16 protein-coding genes are annotated in these 20,085 nt (G+C 69.7%); 9 read left to right on the forward strand and 7 right to left on the reverse strand.

The annotated features are described in order from the left end of the window. Positions 1-243: 243 nt before the first annotated feature. Genes HUA75_RS32925 through HUA75_RS32935 form a run of 3 tightly spaced genes read left to right on the forward strand, consistent with a single transcriptional unit; the run spans position 244 to position 4,306 of the window. Positions 244-2,700, forward strand: a complete 2,457-nt coding sequence (locus tag HUA75_RS32925; RefSeq protein WP_174488624.1) for a CHASE2 domain-containing protein — start codon at positions 244-246, stop codon at positions 2,698-2,700. A gap of 20 nt (positions 2,701-2,720) precedes the next feature. Further along, positions 2,721-3,311, forward strand: coding sequence for an SH3 domain-containing protein (locus HUA75_RS32930; protein WP_174459976.1), 591 nt, complete (start codon positions 2,721-2,723; stop codon positions 3,309-3,311). Continuing rightward, positions 3,311-4,306: a M48 family metallopeptidase gene (locus tag HUA75_RS32935; protein ID WP_174488625.1), complete on the forward strand. Its 996-nt coding sequence runs from the start codon at positions 3,311-3,313 to the stop codon at positions 4,304-4,306. The genes HUA75_RS32930 and HUA75_RS32935 overlap by 1 nt, the downstream gene beginning before the upstream one ends. A 47-nt stretch (positions 4,307-4,353) precedes the next feature. Here the strand turns inward: HUA75_RS32935 and HUA75_RS32940 are convergent, their stop codons facing one another. From HUA75_RS32940 to HUA75_RS32950, 3 genes are read right to left on the reverse strand one after another with little or no spacing between them, the layout of a single operon-like run. Next, positions 4,354-5,571 (reverse strand): extensin-like protein, encoded by a 1,218-nt coding sequence (locus HUA75_RS32940; RefSeq protein ID WP_174488626.1) that lies wholly within the window; start codon positions 5,569-5,571, stop codon positions 4,354-4,356. A gap of 8 nt (positions 5,572-5,579) precedes the next feature. After that, positions 5,580-6,539 (reverse strand): ParA family protein, encoded by a 960-nt coding sequence (locus HUA75_RS32945; protein WP_174488627.1) that lies wholly within the window; start codon positions 6,537-6,539, stop codon positions 5,580-5,582. Positions 6,540-6,579: 40 nt separating this feature from the next. After that, the gene (locus HUA75_RS32950; RefSeq protein ID WP_174488628.1) at positions 6,580-8,685 is read right to left on the reverse strand and encodes a HEAT repeat domain-containing protein; all 2,106 of its coding nucleotides are present in this window, start codon (positions 8,683-8,685) and stop codon (positions 6,580-6,582) included. Positions 8,686-9,382: 697 nt separating this feature from the next. Here HUA75_RS32950 and HUA75_RS32955 point away from each other — a divergent pair. The 3 genes from HUA75_RS32955 (at position 9,383) to HUA75_RS32965 (ending at position 11,673) form a co-directional block, all read left to right on the forward strand. Continuing rightward, positions 9,383-9,742: a helix-turn-helix transcriptional regulator gene (locus HUA75_RS32955; RefSeq protein WP_141643418.1), complete on the forward strand. Its 360-nt coding sequence runs from the start codon at positions 9,383-9,385 to the stop codon at positions 9,740-9,742. Positions 9,743-9,943: 201 nt separating this feature from the next. After that, the gene (locus HUA75_RS32960; RefSeq protein ID WP_141643419.1) at positions 9,944-10,840 is read left to right on the forward strand and encodes a fatty acid desaturase; all 897 of its coding nucleotides are present in this window, start codon (positions 9,944-9,946) and stop codon (positions 10,838-10,840) included. Positions 10,841-10,920: 80 nt separating this feature from the next. Then, entirely contained in the window at positions 10,921-11,673 is a 753-nt protein-coding gene (locus HUA75_RS32965; protein WP_174488656.1) for a helix-turn-helix transcriptional regulator, read from the forward strand. 322 nt (positions 11,674-11,995) lie between these two features. On the opposite strand, the gene HUA75_RS32970 is transcribed toward HUA75_RS32965, so the two are convergent. The 3 genes from HUA75_RS32970 to HUA75_RS32980 are packed head-to-tail and all read right to left on the reverse strand — an operon-like array spanning position 11,996 to position 14,589. Then, positions 11,996-13,345 carry an ATP-binding protein gene (locus tag HUA75_RS32970; protein ID WP_174457477.1) on the reverse strand — a complete coding sequence of 450 codons (1,350 nt, stop codon included), beginning with the start codon at positions 13,343-13,345 and terminating at the stop codon, positions 11,996-11,998. A 9-nt stretch (positions 13,346-13,354) separates the two neighbouring features. Continuing rightward, the gene (locus HUA75_RS32975) at positions 13,355-13,960 is read right to left on the reverse strand and encodes a glutathione S-transferase family protein (protein ID WP_141643421.1); all 606 of its coding nucleotides are present in this window, start codon (positions 13,958-13,960) and stop codon (positions 13,355-13,357) included. Next, on the reverse strand, positions 13,957-14,589 hold the full coding sequence (locus HUA75_RS32980; protein WP_141643422.1) for a phospholipase D-like domain-containing protein: 633 nt from the start codon (positions 14,587-14,589) through the stop codon (positions 13,957-13,959). Before HUA75_RS32980 ends, HUA75_RS32975 begins: the two co-directional genes overlap by 4 nt. A 114-nt stretch (positions 14,590-14,703) precedes the next feature. Between HUA75_RS32980 and HUA75_RS32985 the strand changes: the two genes are divergently transcribed. Genes HUA75_RS32985 through HUA75_RS32995 form a run of 3 tightly spaced genes read left to right on the forward strand, consistent with a single transcriptional unit; the run spans position 14,704 to position 18,333 of the window. Further along, positions 14,704-15,384, forward strand: coding sequence for a TetR/AcrR family transcriptional regulator (locus HUA75_RS32985; protein WP_141643423.1), 681 nt, complete (start codon positions 14,704-14,706; stop codon positions 15,382-15,384). Positions 15,385-15,413: 29 nt separating this feature from the next. Further along, the gene (locus HUA75_RS32990; protein ID WP_174488629.1) at positions 15,414-16,868 is read left to right on the forward strand and encodes an aldehyde dehydrogenase family protein; all 1,455 of its coding nucleotides are present in this window, start codon (positions 15,414-15,416) and stop codon (positions 16,866-16,868) included. 25 nt (positions 16,869-16,893) lie between these two features. After that, entirely contained in the window at positions 16,894-18,333 is a 1,440-nt protein-coding gene (locus tag HUA75_RS32995; protein ID WP_174459983.1) for an aldehyde dehydrogenase family protein, read from the forward strand. A gap of 17 nt (positions 18,334-18,350) precedes the next feature. Here the strand turns inward: HUA75_RS32995 and HUA75_RS33000 are convergent, their stop codons facing one another. Continuing rightward, a complete protein-coding gene (locus tag HUA75_RS33000) occupies positions 18,351-19,973 on the reverse strand; it encodes an ABC-F family ATP-binding cassette domain-containing protein (protein WP_141643426.1) in 1,623 nt (540 codons plus the stop codon). Positions 19,974-20,085 lie beyond the last annotated feature (112 nt).

The raw sequence follows: 20,085 nt of genomic DNA on the forward strand, positions 1-20,085 counted from the left end.
CGCGCGCTCCCGACGGGCCCAAGGCCCTCACCTGGGCCCGTGCATGAAGACCGGCGCGAATAAGCCGGGCGCGCGTGCGTCCGACGCCGGGCGAGCACTCGTGGGCTCGTCATGTGCGCTCGTCACATGGATGTGAATTCAATGTATTCGTGATTTTATCAGCGTCCTTCCGGCCGGGGAGATGCCTGACGCGAGTGCGTGCTGGGTTAGTGTGACGACCCACGCACATCGCAAGAGGGGGCCGTGGCGGGAGAGACCTGGAAAATCATCCGGCTGCGCTGGCGCAACCACTGGCGGTTGATGCTGGGCGTGGCGGTGTTGTCCACCGCGCTGGCGGCGCTGGCGTGGCGCGGCGGCTGGCTGGACGACCTGGAGCGCGGCGCATACGACCAGGCGCTCACCACGTTCACCGACGGGCGCGGGAAGTCTCCCCATGTGTCGGTGGTGGTCATCGACCAGTCGACGCTGGACGGCATCCGCGCCAACGAGCGCTATGCGCTCAACTTCGGCAGCTGGCCCTACAGCCGCAACCTGTGGGCCCGCGTGGTGGAGCAGTTGGAGGCGGAGGGCGCGCGCGCCGTCGTGTTCGACGCGGTGATGGACGAGCGCTCCTCCGACGAGTCCACGGACCTGGCCTTCGCCCAGATGCTGCGCGACACACGCATCCCGTTCTTCCTGGGCGTCTCCACCAACGCCAACGCGCAGCCATTGCCGCGCGCGGACTTCGACCAGGTCCCCGCCTCCCCGCTCGCGCCCCTCCCGGCCGCCCCCGTGGCGTCCACCGAGGAGGCGCTTCCCCGGGAGGCGCTGCCGCCCGAGCGCGCAGAGGAGACGTTCCCGGACGAGGGCGGCGGAGAAGCCTTCCCCGAAGAGGGGGGCGCCGGGTTCGCGGACGCGCCGAAGGACAGCGCCGTCGCCTCCGTCACGCCCGAGCAGATGGCGCGCGCCCTCGCCTTCCCCGTGCGCACGCGGGGCTTCACCCTGGCGACCCTGGATGGTCGGGACGTCGATGGTGAGACGGCCGAGTCGACCGCCGGGAATCACGCCCACGCCCTGCGCCATCCCGTGCCTCCCATCCCCGTGCTCGTGGGCGCGGTGGATGGCTTCGGGTTGGTGGACACGGAGACGGACCCCGACGGCTTCATGCGCCGCACGCGCTTCGCGTACACGGACGGCGTCAACGCGTACCCGACGCTGCCGGTGCGAGTGGCCGCGGGCCTGCTGGGCGTCAGCGAGGTGACGCTGTCCGGGCGCAAGCTGCGACTGGGCAGTCGGACCTACGCCGTGGACACGGACGGTGGCGCGGCGATTGATTACGGCGGGGGCGAGCTGCACGAGCGCTTCCACACGGTGCCCCTGCTGGACGTGCTCGACGGCTGGGTGCACCGGGACAAGGGCCAGCCCTCGAAGCTTCCGTCGGAGGCGTTCCGGGGCAAGGTGGTGGTCATCGGCGGCACGGCGCTGGGACTCAGCGACATCAAGGCCACATCCTTCCAGGCGGAGGTGCCCGGCGTCATGAAGCAGGCGGCGGTGTTGGAGACGCTGCTCGGCAACGGCCGCTTCATCACCCGGACGCCGTTGGCGGTGGACCTGACGCTCACGCTGCTGGTGGCGCTGGTCTCCGTCGTGTTGCTGATGACGACGCGCTGGACGCCGCTGGAAATCCTGTGGCCGGTGGCGCTGCTGCTGGGCATGTCCCTGGTGACGGGGCGCTTCCTGTCCTCGGGCACGCACGTGCTGACGGCGCTGCCTTCCATGGCGGGCCTTTTGGCCAGTGTCACGGCGGTGGCGTTCAACCACCTGGTGGCCAACCGGGAGACGGAGTTCGTTCGCGCCGCGTTCAGCCGCTTCATGGAGCCCAAGCTCGTGGAGCAGATGATTTCGGAGCGCAAGCTGCCGAGGCTCGACGGAGAGAACGTCGAAATCAGCGCCTTCTTCAGCGACATCCGAGGCTTCTCCACCTTCAGCGAACGCTTCAAGGAGGACCCGCGCAGCCTGGTGCGCATCCTCAACACGTACCTGACGCGGGTGAGTGGCGTGCTGTTGAAGGAGGGCGGGTGCCTGGACAAGTACATCGGTGACGCCGTGGTGTGTCTGTTCGGCGCGCCCATGCGCCAGGACGACCATGCGGTGCGCGCGTGCCGGGGAGCGCTCGCGGCCAAGGCGGAGGTGGACCGGATGCGCGAGGAGTTCAGCGCCAAGGGCCTGCCGGATGTCTACACGCGCATCGGCGTCAACTCGGCGGTGAACTTCGTGGGCAACTTCGGCAGCGAGCAGCTCTTCAGCTACACGGCCATCGGCGACGGGATGAACCTGGCCGCGCGGCTGGAGGGCGCCAACAAGGCGTATGGCTCCGTCATCATGATTGGCCCGCGCACGTACGAACTGGCGCGCGAGCACATCGAGGTGCGCGAGCTGGACCGCGTGCGGGTGGCCGGGAAGACGGAGGCCGTCACCGTGTACGAGCTGCTCTCGCTCAAGGGCGGCCTGGATGCGCGCAAGCGGGCGACGGTGGAGCGCTACCACGCGGCGCTGGCCGTGTATCGCGAGGCTCGCTTCGACGAGGCCGTGTCGATGCTGGAGGAGCTGGGGACAGAGGACCCAGACGACGGACCGACGAAGGCGTTGCTGGAGCGTTGTCACAAGTATGCGAAGGCGCCGCCGCCGGATTTCGACGGCGTGGCGAGCCTGGACAAGTGAGCGGGAAAGGAGTCGGAGCGATGACGATGAGAACGAGCGCGGCCGGGGTGGCCCTGATGCTGGCACTGCTGGCCCTGGGCCTTCCGAGCCTCGCGTCGGCGGTGGCGGTGGGGGGCTCGCTGTACGTGAAGGCGAAGAACACACGGGTGATGGAGAGCCCTTCGCCCACGGCGAACGCGGTGGTCATCCTCCAGCCGGGTGAGCAGGTGAAGTGGGAGGGCGCGGACCCGAAGAACAAGCAGTGGCACAAGGTGAAGACGGCGGCGGGGAAGAAGGGCTTCGTCTTCCAGTCGAACCTGTCCACCACCGCGCCCAACATGGAGCTCGTCGTGGAGGACAAGGGCAAGCGCCAGGTGAACCCCGCGGGCTTCGTCGCCAGCGGCGCCGCGGTGAAGGCACTCAGCCCCGGCGCCGTCGAGTACGGCAACAAGAAGGGCGGCGACCACAAGCAGGCGGTGGCGCAACTGCAGAGCCTGGAGAAGAAGGCCAAGGACGTCTCCACCGCGGACATCGCGAAGCACGTGAAGGACGCGGGGCTGTTCCCCGTCGTGGGCGCCGAGGCCACGGCGAAGTCGGGCGCTGCGAAGAGCAAGTCGAAGGGGGGCACGTGATGCTCGCGCATTGGCGGACGGTGGCGCTGGCGGGCCTGGGCCTCCTGGCCTCGTCGTGCAAGGGGGTGACGTGGGCGCAGGTCGCCCAGAAGGCGGGGACGGTGGTGAACGACTCGGCGGCGGCGAAGAAGGAACGCGCCTCCTGCGAGAAGCTGGACGTGGAGCCCACCGTGACGGAGGAGTACGCCATCGGCAGTGCCATGGCCATCCACTGGGTGCAGGGGGGTGGCGGGTTGATGGCCCCGACGGACGGCGCGAAGGGCACCGGGGTGCACGACCTCCACGAGTACCTCAACGTCGTGGGGAAGAACCTGGGTGCGCAGTCCGCGAGGCCCACGTTGGAGTGGACGTTCGGCGTGCTCAACGACGACAAGAACTTCAACGCCGTGTCCACGCCCGGTGCCTACGTCTTCGTCACCCGGAAGCTGCTGTCGGAGCTGGGCAACGAGAGCCAACTGGCGGGCGTGCTCGCGCACGAGATTGCCCACGTCGTGCTCAAGCACTCCATCAAGCAGTACAACGCCGCCAAGGTGAGCCTCTGCAAGACGGCCGTCACGATGGAGGCCGGCATCCCAGGCTCCGGGGGGCTCATCGCCTCGACGGACAGCGGCGGCAACCTGGACCTGGACGGCGACTCGGCGCTGCTCGGCAGCCTGACGGAGAAGGTCATCGAGTTCGCGGAGAGCGGGAACGACAAGGAGCAGGAGTACGAGGCGGACCTGCTCGCCGCGAAGATGATGCTCTCCGCCGGCTATGACCCGGACGAGTACATCGTGCTGCTGCGCAAGACGACGGATGGCTCGCGCCTGGGCTCACGGCACCCGAACAAGGCGGACCGCGAGAAGCGACTGGTCGCATTCCTCAACGGGCTCAAGCCCTCGCAGGGGGAGTTCGCGGAGCTGTCGTTGCAGGGACTGCGCAGCCCGCCGCTCAAGCCGGAGCTGGTCGCCGCCCTGAAGAGCCCTTCGCGCGGCGTGGCGAAGGACGGGAAGTAGGGAGCCGCTTGGGGCGCCCGAAAGGGGGCGCCCCGAGTAAAGCGACTTCAGCGCGCGACGGCCTGGCTCAGCGCGCGGTGCACGGACTCCAGGGCCTTGCGCGCCTCGAGCAGCTCGGCCCGCTCGGCGGTGAGCGAGGCCACCTGCTGGGCCAGCACGTCCCGCTCGCCCTGGAGCGCTTCCACGGCCCGGCGCAGCGAGGTCGACTCGTCCTTGGCGGACTCCAGCTCACCAGCGAGCCGCTCCTCCTCGGCGAGGCTGTCCACCAGGGCCTGCTTGCCGCGAGACACCGCCTCCTCGAGCGCCTCGTGCTCCTTCGCGGAGGCCTGGAGCGCCTGACGGTTCTCCTGGAGGGACAAGAGCGCCTCGTCGCGCTCACCTTCCAGCGCGGCCAGCTCCCGCTCCAGGTCCGCCAGCAGCTTCACGCGGCCTTCCATCTCGGAAGACAGCCGGCGCGCCTCGTCCATGCGCAGCCGGGCTTCCTCGGTGGCCTTCTCCGCCTGACGGCGCGCCACTTCCAGCTCCTGCGTGAGCGAGAGGTTGGCGGCCTTCACCTTCACCAGCTCCGCCTGGAGGTGGGTGATGCGCTCCACCGCGCGCTGACCCGCCTCGGCCACCGTGGCGGGGAGCGGCTCCGGACGCGGATTCTCGCGCACCGCCTTGAGGCGTGCCTTCAGTCGCTCGCGACGCGCTTCGGAGTCATCCACCGGCTCCTCACGCGGAGGCGCGGGCGTCTGCACCTCCATCTCCTGGGGCGGGGCTTCGACGCGGGCCACCGGCTCGGCGACCATCGCGGTGACATGGGGGAGCGAAGCGTGTGACGAGCCCTGCGTCATGGAGTGGGCCTCCTGAGAGTGCCCGGCCGCGAAGCCGTCCAGGTGGAACGCAACGGCGGGAGGAGCCGCGAAGGTGACAGGCACCTCGCCTGATTCGTCCTCGAAGCGCGCCGACTCCGGCTCCGGAGACGCATAGGTGACGGGCTCGGAGACCTGCGAGGTGAACACCGGCTCCCGGGCGCGCGGCGCCTCCTGCGAGCCCAGCGCCACCTCCATCGCCTCGGCGGCGGTGGGGCGCGGGGCGCGGGCCCGCTCGATGCGGGCGCGGACCTCGGCGGACAGGTCCGCGGAAGGAGGCTCGGGCGGGGCCGAGGCGGCGGGCTCCTGCTCGGAGGGAGCGGACTCGCCCGGGTCGGCGACGCCGGTGAACGCGCCCAAGCGGAGGCGCGGCTTGGCGCGAGACACGTTCTGTTCGAAGGCTTTCTTCATGGCGAATCTCAGCCGGCCTGCTGGGTGCCCTTCTTCGGGGCGGCGGCGGCCGCGGCGACCAGTCGCGGCAGGACGTTGTCAATCATGGCCTGGATGTCGTTGGCGCCCTTCGACGTGGGGTCCGCGACGAAGACGGGGCGCCCCTCGCTGGAGGCCTGCGCGAACTTGGTGCATTGCCGGATGATGGTCGGCAGCAGGAACTCCGGGTAGTGCGTCTGGAGCGCTTCCAGCGCTTCCTTCGCCAGCTTGAAGGTGGCGTTGAAGGAGTTGACCACGATGAAGACGTGGTCGAGCACGTGGTTCAAATCCTCCTCCAGGCTCTGCACCGTTTCGAACAGCAGCTTGAGGCCGTGGAAGGAGAGGAAGTCCGCGAGCACGGGGACGAACAAGTCGTTCGCCGCCATCAGCGCGTTGAGGTTGAGCAGGCCGAAGGACGGGGGCGCGTCGAAGACGACGACGTCGTACTGGGCCTCCACGTCCTTGAGGGCGTTGCGCAGCTTGAACTCGCGGCCGGCCATGGGCATCAGCGAGAGGTCCATGGTGGACATGCTGAGGTTGGACGGGACGAAGTCCAGGTTGGGCAGGGAGGACTTCTGGATGACCTGGACCAGGGGCGTCTTGCGCACCAGCACGTCGAGCAGCGTCTTCTCGAACTCCTCGCCCTCGTAGCCCAGGCACTTGGTGGCGTGGCCCTGGCTGTCCAGGTCGATGAGGAGGACCGAGTAGCCCAGCTCGGCGATGCGCCACGCGTACGAGGTGGACAGGGACGTCTTGCCGGTGCCGCCCTTGAAGTTCAGGAACAGCTGCCGGCGGTGGCCAATCTTGTCCGGGAAGCGGTTGAGGGTGGTGCGCAGGTCCCAGACGTCGTCCGGGGTGTACACGTCCTTCCTCGCGTCCTCCGGAATGGCCTTCGGAGACACGCCGAGCACCTCGGCCACCTGCTTCGAGCTGTATGTCGGCGCTTCCATGAACGACCCTTCGAAAGACGTACGGGACGGATACCTTGCCTCAAGCGGCGAAGTATTTGTGTCCCCTTCGGACCACGGAGCCTCGGGCTGATAGCAGGGTGAGTGCTTCCTGGGCGAGTTCCACGGGGGCCCCCAGGGCGGTCGTCAGCTCGGCGAGCGAGCGTCCGCGCACCGCCACGCGGACCTCCATCAGCATCTGCGCACACAGGGCCTCGACGGGAGAAGCACCCGAGCGGCCCGAGGGGGGACGCGCTTCCGCGGCGCGCGGCGCGGGAGCGGCGGCGGGCACGGGCGCGGGAGCCCCCATGGCCACCAATGCCGCCTGCACGGGGGAAAGTCGAGGTGAACCCACGGGCCGGGCGGCCTGAGGCGCCGCGACAGGCGGGGCCATCGGCTGCATGGGCGTACCCGCCGCCGACTGTCCCGGAGCGCGCTGACCCGACTGCGCGGTGGGGGACAGCGGCGCGGAAGGCGGAGGCCCACCGGCATGCATCGGAGCGCCCCCCTGCCCCACGAAGGCCGGTGCGGAGACCTGTCGCGCGCCTGCCGAGACCACGGCCTGCGGCGAAGCGGCGGAACCCGCGGCCTGCCGGGCGCCCACCGCGACCACGGCCTGCGGCGAAGAGGAGGAACCCGCGACCTGCCGGGCGCCCACGGCCTGCGGCGAAGCGGCGGAGGCACCCGCGCCCTGCACCGCGCCCACGAAGGCCATCCCGTGTGCGGCGCCAGCGGGAGCCACGCCCGCGGAGGTCACCTGCGCGGAAGCCGCCACCTGCGCCGGAACAACCAGGGTCCGCGCGACCATCGGGCGAGCCGCATCCTCCAGTCGGGCGCGCACGGGCTTGACGGGCAGCGTCGCCAGCCGGCGAATCTCGCGGCGCCGGTGGGTATCATCGAGCGACACCACCGCGGACACGTCGTGGCCCAGGATGCGCGACAGGCTCTGCGCCGCCGCCTTGCGCACGCGCGGCTCGCGGTCACCCAGCGCCTCCAGCAACAGCGTGCGAGCGTTCTCTCCGCTCCCAGCGCCCAGCGCGAGCGCCGCCAGCGAGCGCACCTCCGAGTCCGCGTCGTGGATGGCTTCCTCGCCCAGCCGCCGCGCCGTCTCACCCTCCAACCCCAGCGCCAGCAACGAGGCCCTGCGACGCACGGAGCGGTCCGGGTCCTTCATCGCCTGCGCCAGATGCGGCGCCGCGTCCCGAGGCGCCAGCGTCAACAGCGCCTTGAGCGCCGCGATGCGCACCTCCGGCACCGGCGAGGACAACAGCGGCGACACCACCTGCGCGCCCTCTTCCCGGCACAGCGCCGCGAACGCCTGGAGCAACGCCACCTGCGCCGCCGAGTCCGTCTCCGCGTGCAGCGCACTGGCCAGCGCCGGAGCAGCGGCCGGCTGGGACAGCGCCTTCAGTCGCTCGGCGGCACGAATCCGCGCGGCGGCGTCCGGCGCCGACAGCTCGCGCACGGAGAACCCGAACAGCGACTCGTCCGTCGGGGCTCCCACGCGCTGTCCGGACAACTCCGCCAACTGCGCCGGGCTGACGCCGAGCCGCCCCGCATGGAGGAAGCGCTGGGCCTCGCGAGCCACCGGAGACAGCCCCTCCAGCAAGGGCTCCAGCAACGCGGGCCGCGCCGGCGCGCTCGGAGCGGCGGCAGCGACAGCCTGTGCCTTGGCGGAGGCCTCGGAGAGCGGCACGGCGGGCCCGCGCATGGGCACCTTGACGAGCGTCGAGGCCACGCGGTCCGACTCTCCGCGCAGCAGCGCCTCGCTGCGAAGCTGGGAGATGAACGACGCCAGGTCGAACCCCAGGTCGTCGTCCTCGTCGTCGCCGTCCTTCGTCGACGTGCGCAACCGACTGGCGTTCAGCAACCGGTCCATGAGCTGGTCGCGCTCGCCCCGCAGCGCCTGCGTGAGCCGCACGGACTCCTCGCGCTCCGCCTGGAACCGCCCGGCGCGGACCTCCAGCTCCGCCACCTCACGGCGCAGCTCCAGCTCCCGCTGATGCGTCTCCGTCAGCTCACGCTTGAGGTGCTCCATCTCCTCGCGCGTCGAGCCCAGCTCGCTGAGCAACTGCTCCGCGCGCGCCTCGAAGTAGACAATTTTCTCGAGTGCGCTCTTGAGCAGCGCGTCCGGACGCTCGTCGCTCACGACCTCAACGGCCCTCCCCGCGAGGCAGCGCGGTGCACCCCCGACCCACCGGGGGGGCACCCACCCTACGTCAGACGTCCCACCTTCGTAAACCACGGAAACACCAGGGCTTTTCCGTGAACTCCCGGCCTCTCCATTGACAACGCCGCGCAGGCCGATTTTTCGGCCTCGGAGGTGAACACCGTCTTTTCATCGCTCGCCGACGGACGCGCCAGGCCCGCTGAACACCTGCACCGTGAGTGCGGCCATGGGTCGGGTGACGTTGAGCACTGGACGTCGCTCCGGAGCGACGCCCACGGTGAGCCGGACGCATCCGGAAAGCGCTCCGCGTGAAGCGCCGCCCGCACGCGCGCCGCGCTGATCCACATGCATCGCGCGCTGATCTCCCGCGGGCCGATTTTTCGGCCTCCCGCGGCATCCGACGACTTCCGCGTCCACCGCCCGCGGGGTGACTTCCGAGCGCGTCGCACCCCACTTCCAGAGCCCTCCGCGAGCGGCCTCGGACACGTGTCCCGACAGGCTCCGAAACGCCTCCGGTTTCAAGCGCTTTCGCACGCCCTTCCGGATGCACCTGAATGTCAGACCCCACCCGTAGTCTGTGTTCCACGAGGCAAGGAACTCGCAGTCACTTCTCTCCGGTACCTCTCCGCCAAGGCGCGGGGGGAGAAGCCCTCTTTTCGACAGGTTTCCGCACGCCATGGAACAACGATTGGCCACCATCATTGGAAATGCAGTTCGCGCGGCGCGGCAGCGGCTGGAACTCACCCAGGCCGACGTGGCCGAGCGAGTGGGAATCGCCACCGAGGTGTACGGGCGGCTGGAGCGCGGTCACATGCTCCCCAGCGTCCGCACGCTGAGGAAGCTGTGTCTGGTTCTCAACTGCTCGTCGGACGTGCTGCTCGGCATGTCTGGCGTGGAAGGCGCGCCCACGCTCGCCGAGGATCCTCCGGAGTACCGCGAGCGTCCCGAGGTGCGCCGCCTCTTGCGCACCGTGCGCAAGCTGGATGCGCCCCGGCTGCGGCTGTTGGGACAGGTCGCCAACGCACTCGAGACGTGAGCACCCGCAGCACGCCCGCGATACGCTGCTTCCATTCCGCATCCGTGGAAGACAGCGAACGCGGGCGGAATCAGCACCGGGGCGGGGTGGACCCGGGTTGAAACGGATTGAGGGGGACGACGCTGAAGGTTGCGCGTTTTCGCAAGCGCTTGGCGCATGGAATGAAGCGGCGAGGCAGGCGCGAGCCTACCTTCGGGCTTCATGACTCGCCCCTCCCCCGCCCCCGCTCTCGACTTGCCGCAGCTCGCGGTACACGCGCTGTGGTGGGTGTGGTTCCCTTCCTTCCTGTTGAGCTGGGACCACCTGGGCCTCTGGGGTCGCGTGGGCATGTGCGCCGTCGGCTGGGCGGTGCTGTTCTGGAACTACGCCGTCCTGCACAACCACATGCACGTGTCCATGGCGCGCCCCCGGCTGGTGAACTGGGTCGTGTCCCGGACGCTGGGCCTGGCGTGCGGGTTCCCCTACCGGGGCTACTACATCCACCACTTCAACCATCACCGGTACAACGACGGCCCGGGGGACTGGGGCCAGCGGCGGCCGGGTGAAGGCGCCCTGCGTTATTGCCTGCGCTCGGCGCTGACGCCGTGGTTCTGGCCGTTCGAGGCGGTGGCCAACGTCTGGCGGTGGGCCAAGAAGCGCAACCAACGCACGGAGCTCGTCCTCGACTTCCTCGTCGTGGACGGGGGCATCCTGGCGGTCATCCTCTGGCGGCCGGCCCTGGGGCTGGCGTGGTGGGGGGTGTTGCTGGTGGGGCAGGTCTGCATCCACTGGCTCAACCTGGCGGCCCACTTCGAGACGGACTCCACCCAGCGGGGGGCCCTGGGCACCACGTCAACCTCCCGTCTGTACAACCTGTTCTTTTTCAATGCGGGTTATCACCAGGCCCACCATGTGAAGCCCCAGGTGCCCTGGCGGGAGCTGCCGGGGACGACCCAGGAGCTGGCGGGTGCCTCGCTGGTCAGGCCGGAGCTGGTGACTTCCCTGTCCCCCATCAATCCCTTCTGGGTGGCCAAGGTGGCGAAGCGCTATTCTGCCGAGCCGTGCGATCGGCAGACGGCGTCGACGATTACTTCAGGGACCCCCACGGCCGTTACCTAGTCGGGGAAGGCTTCCTGCACTGGTACGCCTCGGCGGACCTGTGCGGCTTCATTCTCTGGGGGCGCCCCTCGGAGAGCCATGTGCGCCGGCTGGTGCATGTGCTCGACGTGGAGCTGGCCCCCGCGGCGCCGCATGCGTCGCTGGTGGACGCGCGCCGGCTGGAGGCGGCGGACCCGGCGGCCTTCGCGGTGCTGGTGAAGTACATGCAAGCGCGTGAGAAGTCCTTCAGCACGTCCGTGCAGCGGCAGGCCCTGGTGCGTCCGGAGGGCGTGGCGGGCGCGGTGGTGGGCGGCTTCTACACGCTGCTGACAGGCGCCTATCCCAGCAAGGTGTTCACCGACCCGGCGAACGCGCTCGCGTGGTTGGGCCAGCCGGAGGGGCGGGCCGCGCCGCTGTTGTCCAAGCTGAATGATCTGGTGGCGGAGGCCACCGGCCAATCGCCGCTCTTGCGCGAACTGCACCAGGCGATGCGCGGCAAGTTGCCGGACATCAACCTATCGGATGTGGCCCGGGAGATGGGCATGTCCGAGCGCACGCTCCAGCGCCGGCTGAAGGAGGCCGGGACCTCCTTCCAGGCGGAGCTCAACGCCGTGCAGGTGCGCATGGCGCAGGCGCTCCTGCTGGAGACGGACATGAAGCTCACCGCTGTCGCGGTGGAGGTGGGTTGCGCGTCGCTGCAGCACTTCAGCAGCCTGTTCCGCAAGCTGGTGGGAGACTCCCCCAGTTCGTGGCGCGAGCGGCAGCAGGGCAAGACGTCCGCCGAGGCGAGCCCAGCGCTCGAGTCCGCCGTCGCCGCACCGGAGCCCCGCCGCGACGGCTCCTCGGGCGAGTAGCCGCGCCGAGGAGCGCGCTCAGCTCGGTCTCGGTCGAACATCCCCTCCGCGAGGGACCACACCCTCGGACACATCGCCGCGCTGAGGAGCCCGCTCAGCTCGGGTCCGGTCGAACATCCCCTCCGCGTGGGACCACACCCTCGGGCGAGTCGCCGCGCCGAGGAGCCCGCTCAGCTCGGGTCCGGTCAAACATCCCCTCCGCGTGGGACCACACCCTCGGGCGAGTAGCCGCGCCGAGGAGCGCGCTCAGCTCGGTCTCGGTCGAACATCCCCTCCGCGCGGGACCACACCCTCGGGCGAGTAACCGCGCCGAGGAGCACGCTCAGCTCGGACTTGGACGGTGCTCCGGAGTCGGGGGCGCCGACGGCAGGTGCAGCGTGAAGCACGCGCCGCCCTCCGGACGGTTCGCCACCGACAGCGTGCCGCCGACGCGGGCCAGGTACTCGCGACACAGGGCCAGCCCCAGGCCGGTGCCCTTGCCGGGGGCCTTGGTGGTGAAGAAGGGCTCGAAGAGGCGCGACAACGCGGCCTCCGGAATGCCCGGCCCGTTGTCCTCCACCTCCAGCCGCACACCTCCAGCTTCAGCGCGGGCTCGCAGGACGATGCGCGCGACGCGCGGAGGCTGCGCGGAGTCCACCGCGTCCGCCGCGTTGAGCAGCAGGTTCAACACCACCTGCACCAGGTGTCGCTGCCCCAGCCGCACGCGGCTCAGCTCCGGCGACAGCTCCCGCACCACCTGCCCCAGGCTCCGCAGCCGCACCGACGCGAGCCGCTCCGCCTCGTCCAGCGCATCGACCACGCCGCACGCCTCCTCCGTGTCCACCGAGTCCCGGGAGAAACGGCGCAGGTCGGTGACAATCTGCTGGATGCGCAGCACCCCCTGCTGCGTCTCCTCCAGCACGCGCCGCATCTCCTCCAGGTCCGGCGTCGGCTCCTCGACGACGTCACCCAGGTAGCCCAGGTTGGACTTCACGTAGGCCAGCGGGTTGTTCACCTCGTGCGCCACGCCCGCCGCCAGTCGCCCCACCAGCGCCAGCCGCTCCGTCTCCGCGCGACTGACCTCCGCTTCCGCCCTCAGTCGCTCACTGCGCGCCAGCCGCTCCAGCACCGCCAGCCGCTCCCGCACGGCCTCGCGCTCCGCGTCGCGCATGCGTTGAAACAGCTTCCCGCTGAAGACCGAAATCCAGGCCATGAAGAGGAAGACCGTCACCTGGCCAATGAGCTGTCGCTCCGAGCCACCCGACAGCCACGACGCCAGCACCACGCCCACCAGCGTCAGGACGATGGACGCCCACACCGTCACCAAATCGCCCGGCGTGAAGACGGCGATGATGAGCGGCATCGCGAACAGCAGCGGGAACAGCGGACTCGCCAGGCCTCCGGTGAAGTGGATGTCCAGCGCGAGCGCGGCCAGGCTGAAGACGCCGCCCACGGTGCTGGCCCGCTGGGACGGCAGCCAGCGCGAGCCCGCCGCCAGGGCACACGCGACGAGGAGGGCGGCCCAGCCCACGTGGATCAACGCCACCTCGGGGACGAAGCCCCCGAACAGCAGCGGATGCGTGGTCAGCGAGAGCAGCAGGACGCCCGCGGAGACGATGAAGCCCCTGCGCTTGAGCCGCAGATGGGTTTCGAGCTCGGAGGCCGAGGGACTGGGTACGACGGGTAGATGCACGGAGCCGTCCTACTGCTGGGCGCGCTGCGCGGCGGGACGGGCCATCTGCCGCTCCACATAGGCGCGCAGGGCGGGGAAGTCCTCCAAGAGCCCCATGCCCCCACCCCAGTTGAGGATGGATGCCATCACCACGTCCGCCGCGGTGAAGCGCTCGCCCACCAGGAACGGCCGCCCCTTGAGCTTCTCCTCCAACATGCGGGCGATGTCCGTGAAGCGCTTCTTGCCCCGGTCGGCCTCGGCGGGCACGCGCTCGTGCTCCGGCAGGAAGCGGCTGTGCGCGGAGTACGCGGACAGGGGCGGCTCCATGGTGGCCATGCAGAACATCATCCACTGGTAGTACTCGGCGCGCTCCACGGTACCGAGCGCCGGAGCGAAGCCCTTGTCCGGGAACTTGTCGGCGACGTGCAGGAGAATCGCGGCCGACTCGAAGACCGCGTGTCCGTCATCCTCCAGCGCGGGCATGGAGCCCATGGGATGGACGCGCAGGTACTCGGGGCTCTTGTGCTCTCGCTGGAGCAGGTCCACCGGCACCAGCTCGTAGGGCACGCCCAGCTCCTCGAGCAACCAGCGGGGGCGGGTGGCGCGCGTGTGCTGAGCGAAATAGAGCTTCATCATCGTCGTCGGGACTCCGAGGTGTGTCGCTTGAGCCGGCGAGCCTTTCCAAGCTGCACGGCGCCGCGCGAGCTTCGCATCTCCCCCCTCCCCACGGGTGCGGGGATTATTGGATCCGGGCACACCGCGCGCAGCTTGCACCCCCTGCATTCGGCCCCGCTCCACACCGCCTCGTAGAGCGCCGTCACCCGGTCGATGACGTCGAAGTCCTCCGTCACGAACCCCAGTTCGAAATTGCGCACCGCGTCGCCCTTCGCGCCCAGGCCCGCGCCCGTGAGGTTGGCGCTCCCCAGGTACGCCCACGCCCCGTCCACGACGACCGCCTTGAAGTGCACGCGCGGGCAGACCTTCAGCTCCAGTCCCCCCGCCACCAGCCGGGCCCGCTCGTCGAAGGCCGCGCGGAACGGACGGCTCGGCAGCTCCGCGTGCAAGAGCCGCAGCGACAGCCCTCGCGCCGACAGCCCATCCAACACCTCCACCAACGGAACGAAGCGCCCCTTCGACTCCACGTACATCGCCTTCACGTTCGCCGTCGCAATCCACACCGACTCGCGCGCGTGGAGCAGCTTCTCCAGCACCACCTCCCGATACAGCTCACTGCCGGACAGCAGTTCCGCCTGGATGGGACGCATGAAGGCCATCCTCACACACATACCTACCGCCCTCCAGTCGGAGCCCATTGTCCGCCGCTGGAAACTGACCCCCAGTCACTTGACGACTGACCTGGGGTCACCTAGCAATGACCCATGGTCAGCAATCCGGGGGTGAAGGGGGAGCGGGCGGCGCCTCAGCGGGCGCGCAAGGACGAGGACAAGGAAGCGAGACGTCGGCTGCTCCTGGATGAAGCGCTGGCGCTCTACGCGGCCACCTCCTACGCGGAGGTGAAGATGGCGGACGTGGCGGAGCGGGCCGGCCTGGCCAAGGGGACGGTGTTCCTCTACTTCCCGACCAAGGAGGCGCTGTTCCTGGCGCTGCTGGAGGACCTGCTCTTCTCCTGGTTCGCCCGACTGGATGCGCGGCTGTGTCAGTCGGACGCGCCGTGGACGGGCCCCTGGTTGGCCCGCTCGGTGGCCCAGTCGTTGGAGGCTGAGACTTCGCTCACGCGGCTGCTGGCGATGCTGCAGACGGTGCTGGAGCAGAACGTGTCCGTGGAGCAGGCGCGCCGGTTCAAGGAGCGGCTGCTGCAGGCCATGCTGCACATCGGCGCGCTGCTGGAGGCGCGGCTGGACTTCCTAAAGCCGGGTGAAGGCCCCCGGGTGCTCGTGCATCTGCACGCGCTGGTGACGGGCCTGCGGCAGATGGCGGACGTGGCGCCCGTGGCGCGCGAAGTCCTGGCGTCGCCGCACATGGCCCCCTTGCGAATCGACTTCACCGCCGAGCTGACGGCGGCCCTCACCACCCTCTTGCGCGGGCTCGAGTCCCGCTGAAGCACGTCACCACACCCCAGGAGCCAACCATGCTGGAGCTCGTCCCCGTCGCCACCGAGTCGAAGCCCTCCGCGGACCTCGCGCGCATCCAGGCCGCCTTCCAGGCCCAGCGCGCGAATCGCTGGGTGATGTCCCGCACCACCACGGCCGAGCGCGTCGCCCGGCTCAAGCGCCTGCGCGAGGCCATCATCGCCCGCCGCGATGAGCTGGCGGAGGCCATCCACCAGGACTTCCGCAAGCCCGCGCTGGAGGTGGAGCTGACGGAAATCCACCCGACGCTGGAGGAGCTGAACCACACGGTGAAGCACCTGTCGTCGTGGATGAAGCCCACGCGGGTGGGCACGCCGATGCTGCTCGCGGGCTCCTCCGCGCACGTGCGCTACGAGGCGCGCGGCGTGGTGCTGGTGCTGGCCCCCTGGAACTATCCCTTCCAGCTCCTGATGGCGCCGCTCATCGCCGCCATCGCCGCGGGCAACACCGTCATCTGCAAGCCCAGCGAGAAGACGCCGCACACCGCGCGCTTCCTCTCGCGGCTGGTGCGCGACGTCTTCCCGGAGAACGAGGTCGCGCTGTTCGAGGGCGGCGCGGAGACGGCGGAGGCGCTCCTGGAGCTGCCGTTCGACCACTTCTTCTTCACGGGCAACCCGCGCATCGGCCGCAAGGTGATGGAGGCCGCGGCGAAGCACCTGGCCAGCGTGACGCTGGAACTGGGTGGCAAGTCACCGGCCATCGTCGACGAGACGGCGGACGTGCGGGCCGCGGCCGAGCGGCTCGCGTGGGGCAAGTTCATCAACGGCGGACAGACCTGTGTCGCGCCGGACTACGTGTTCGTTCACGAGTCCCGCCAGCAGGCCTTCATTGACGAACTCAAGGCGGTCATCGCCCGCTTCTACGGCGCCACCGAGCCGGAGCGGCAGGCGAGCGCGGACTTCTCGCGCCTGGTGGACGCGACGGCGTGGCGGCGGGTGAAGGACCTGGTCGACCGGACGGTGGCGGCGGGAGCCAAGGTCGAGGTGGGCGGGGTGGCGGACGGGCCCTCGCGCTACCTGGCGCCCACCGTGCTGACGGGCGTGACGGCGGACATGGCCATCATGGAGGGGGAAATCTTCGGGCCGGTGTTGCCGGTGATGACGTACCGCTCGCGCGACGAGGTGTACGCGCACATCCAGGGTGGGGAGAAGCCGCTGGCGCTCTACGTCTTCAGCCAGGACAAGCGGGCCATCGAGGACGTGTTCCGCAACACGACCTCCGGAGGGGCGGTGGTGAACAACGTCCTCATCCACGTGGCGAACCCGAACCTGCCCTTCGGCGGGGTGGGAATGAGCGGCCTGGGGCACTACCACGGCGTCTACGGCTTCCGGACCTTCAGTCACGAGCGCGCCGTGTCGGTTCAATGGATGAAGTCGCTGGCGGCGGTGTTCTTCCCGCCGTACCGCGGAAAGGCGCAGGAGTGGGCCTCCCGCGCCAGCCGGCTGTTGGAGTAGGCCCCACACAGCCAGAGGAGCCGGGATGCGCGTGGTGAAGCAGGAGGAGGAGCTGATTCCCCGGGGCATGCAGGAGGCGTTCGACCGCCTGCGGGCCCGGCGCTGGGACGTGGCGCGGCGAGGCCCCGGCGAGCGGCTGGCGAAGCTGGAGAAGCTCAAGGCGCTCATCGTCGAGCGGAGGCAGGCGCTCGCCGACGCCATCCACGCGGACTTCCGCAAGCCGCCCGCGGAGGTGGAGGCGACGGAAATCCTCCCGGTGCTGATGGAGCTGGAGCACGTGCGCAAGCACCTCAAGGCGTGGATGAAGCCGCGCAAGGTGACGACGCCGCTGGTGCTCACCGGGACGACCAGCCACGTGCGTCACGAGGCGCGCGGCGTGGTGCTGGTGATGGCGCCGTGGAACTACCCATTCAACCTGCTGTTGATGCCGCTGGTGGGCGCGGTGGCGGCGGGCAACACCGTCATGTGCAAGCCCAGCGACAAGACGCCGAACACATCGCGCTTCCTGGCGGAGCTGGTGCGCGACACGTTCCCCGAGGACGAGGTGGCGCTGGTGGAGGGTGGCGCGGAGGTGGGCGAGGCGCTCTTGCGGCTGCCGTTCGACCACTTCTTCTTCACCGGAGGGCCGCGCGTGGGGCGGCGGGTGATGGAGGCCGCGGCGAAGCACCTGGCCAGCGTGACGCTGGAGCTGGGCGGCAAGTCGCCGGCCATCGTGGATGCGTCAGCGGATATCGAAGCCGCGGCGGAGCGGGTGGCCTGGGGCAAGTTCCTCAACGGCGGGCAGACGTGCATCGCCCCGGACCACGTCTGGGTTCATGCGTCGAAGGAAGAGGCTTTCCTCGCGGCCCTGAAGGCGGCGCTGGAGCGCTTCTACGGGCGCTCCGAGGAAGCGCGGCGCGCGAGCTCCGACCTCTGCCGCATGGTGGATGACGGCGCCTTCGCGCGGGTGCGCGGGTTGCTGGACCGCACGGTGGCGGCGGGAGCGCGAGTGGTTGTCGGCGGCGGCGTGGACGCGGAGACGCGCTTCATCGCGCCGACGGTGGTCGCGGACGTGGCACCGGATGCGCCGTTGATGGAGGAGGAAATCTTCGGGCCGGTGTTGCCGGTGCTGCGCTTCGAGTCGCTCGACGAGGTGGTGACGCACGTGCGCGCGGGCGGCAAGCCGCTGGCGCTCTACGTCTTCAGCCATGACGAGGCGGTGGTGGAGCGGCTGCTCCAGGAGACGAGCGCGGGCGGGACGTGCATCAACGCGGTGGTGTTGCACAACGTGAACCCGAACCTGCCCTTCGGAGGCGTGGGCGCGAGCGGCCTGGGCGCGTACCACGGCGAGACGGGCTTCAAGACCTTCAGCCACGAGCGCGCGGTGCTGCGCCAGGGACGCACGTCCCTGGCGAACCTGTTCTTCCCGCCGTACACCGGCAAGGCCCGGAAGCTCGCGCGCCTGGCGAGCCGCCTGTTCGAGTAGGCGGCCCCGCCGTCACCTCAGCTGCGAAGACCCGGAGCTTCGTGGCCGGTGCGAGCCACGTACTCGGTGTAGCCACCGCCGTACTGGTGGATGCCGTCCGGCGTCAGCTCCAGCACGCGGTTGGACAGCGCGCCCAGGAAGTGACGGTCGTGCGAGACGAAGAGCATGGTCCCCTCGTAGCGGGCCAGCGCTGTAATCAGCATCTCCTTCGTCGCCATGTCCAGATGGTTGGTGGGCTCGTCCAGCACCAGGAAGTTGGGCGGGTCGAAGAGCATCTTCGCCATCACCAGACGCGCCTTCTCACCACCCGACAGCACGCGGCACTTCTTCTCCACCTCGTCACCGGAGAAGCCGAAGCACCCGGCCAGTGCGCGCAGCGAGCCCTGCCCCGCGCGGGGGAACGCGTCCTCCAGTGACTCGAACACCGTGCGCTCACCGTTCAGGAGGTCCATGGCGTGCTGGGCGAAGTACCCCAGCTTCACGCTGCCACCCACCGTCACCGCGCCCGTGTCCGGCGTCGTCGAGCCCACCACCAGCTTCAACAGCGTGGACTTGCCCGCGCCGTTGACGCCCATGACGCACCAGCGCTCGCCTCGGCGCACGAGGAAGTCCATGCCGTCATAGATGCGCCGGGAGCCGTAGGCCTTGTGCACCGCCTTCAGGTTCACCACGTCGTCGCCCGAGCGCGGCGCCGGCTGGAACTCGAACAGCACCGTCGTGCGGCGCTTGGGCGGCTCTACCTTCTCAATCTTCTCCAGCTTCTTCACGCGGCTCTGCACCTGCGCGGCGTGCGAGGCGCGGGCCTTGAAGCGCTCGATGAACTTCAGCTCCTTGGCGAGCATGGCCTGCTGGCGCTCGTACTGCGCCTGCTGCTGCTTCTCGTTCTGCGCGCGCTGCTGCTCGTAGAAGTCGTAGTTGCCCGAGTACGTCGTCAGCGAGCCGCCGTCGATTTCCACCATCTTGGTGACGATGCGGTTGAGGAACTCGCGGTCGTGCGACGTCATCAGGAGCGCGCCCTCGTACCCCTTGAGGAATCCCTCCAGCCAGATGAGGCTCTCCAGGTCCAGATGGTTGCTCGGCTCGTCGAGCAGCATCGCGTCCGGACGCATGAGCAGGATGCGCGCCAGCGCCACGCGCATCTTCCAACCACCGGACAGCGCGCCGACGTCGCCGTCCATCATCTCCTCGCTGAAGCCCAGGCCCGCGAGAATCTCCCGCGCGCGGCCCTCCAGCGCGTAGCCACCCAGCTCCTCGAAGCGCGCCTGCACCAGGCCGTAGCGCTCGACGAGCTTCTCCATGTCGTCGGCCTTGTCCGGGTCGGCCATGTCCGCTTCGAGCGCCTTCATCTCCGCGGCGACCGTGCTCACCGGGCCCGCGCCATCCATGACCTCGGACACGGCGCTGCGGCCGGACATCTCGCCGACGTCCTGGTTGAAGTAGCCGATGGTGACACCACGGTCGACGGCCACCTGGCCTTCGTCGGGGTGTTCCTGGTCGGTAATCATCCGGAACAGCGTCGTCTTGCCGGCCCCGTTGGGCCCGACGAGGCCGACCTTCTCCCCCTTGTGGAGAGCGGCCGAAGCCTCGATGAAGAGAATCTGCTGGCCGTGCTGCTTGCTGATGTTGTCGAGACGAATCATGTGCGTAGGGGGTGCCCGGAAGGCGGGCGCGGCGCCCTTATGCCATGGGGGACGCCGAAGGAGGATTGTTCCGAACCCTCGACCTCCGCTTCCCATGCCCGGGGGCGGCCCA

It is taken from the genome of Myxococcus sp. CA040A, from assembly GCF_013336725.1.
Classification (GTDB): domain Bacteria; phylum Myxococcota; class Myxococcia; order Myxococcales; family Myxococcaceae; genus Myxococcus; species Myxococcus llanfairpwllgwyngyllgogerychwyrndrobwllllantysiliogogogochensis.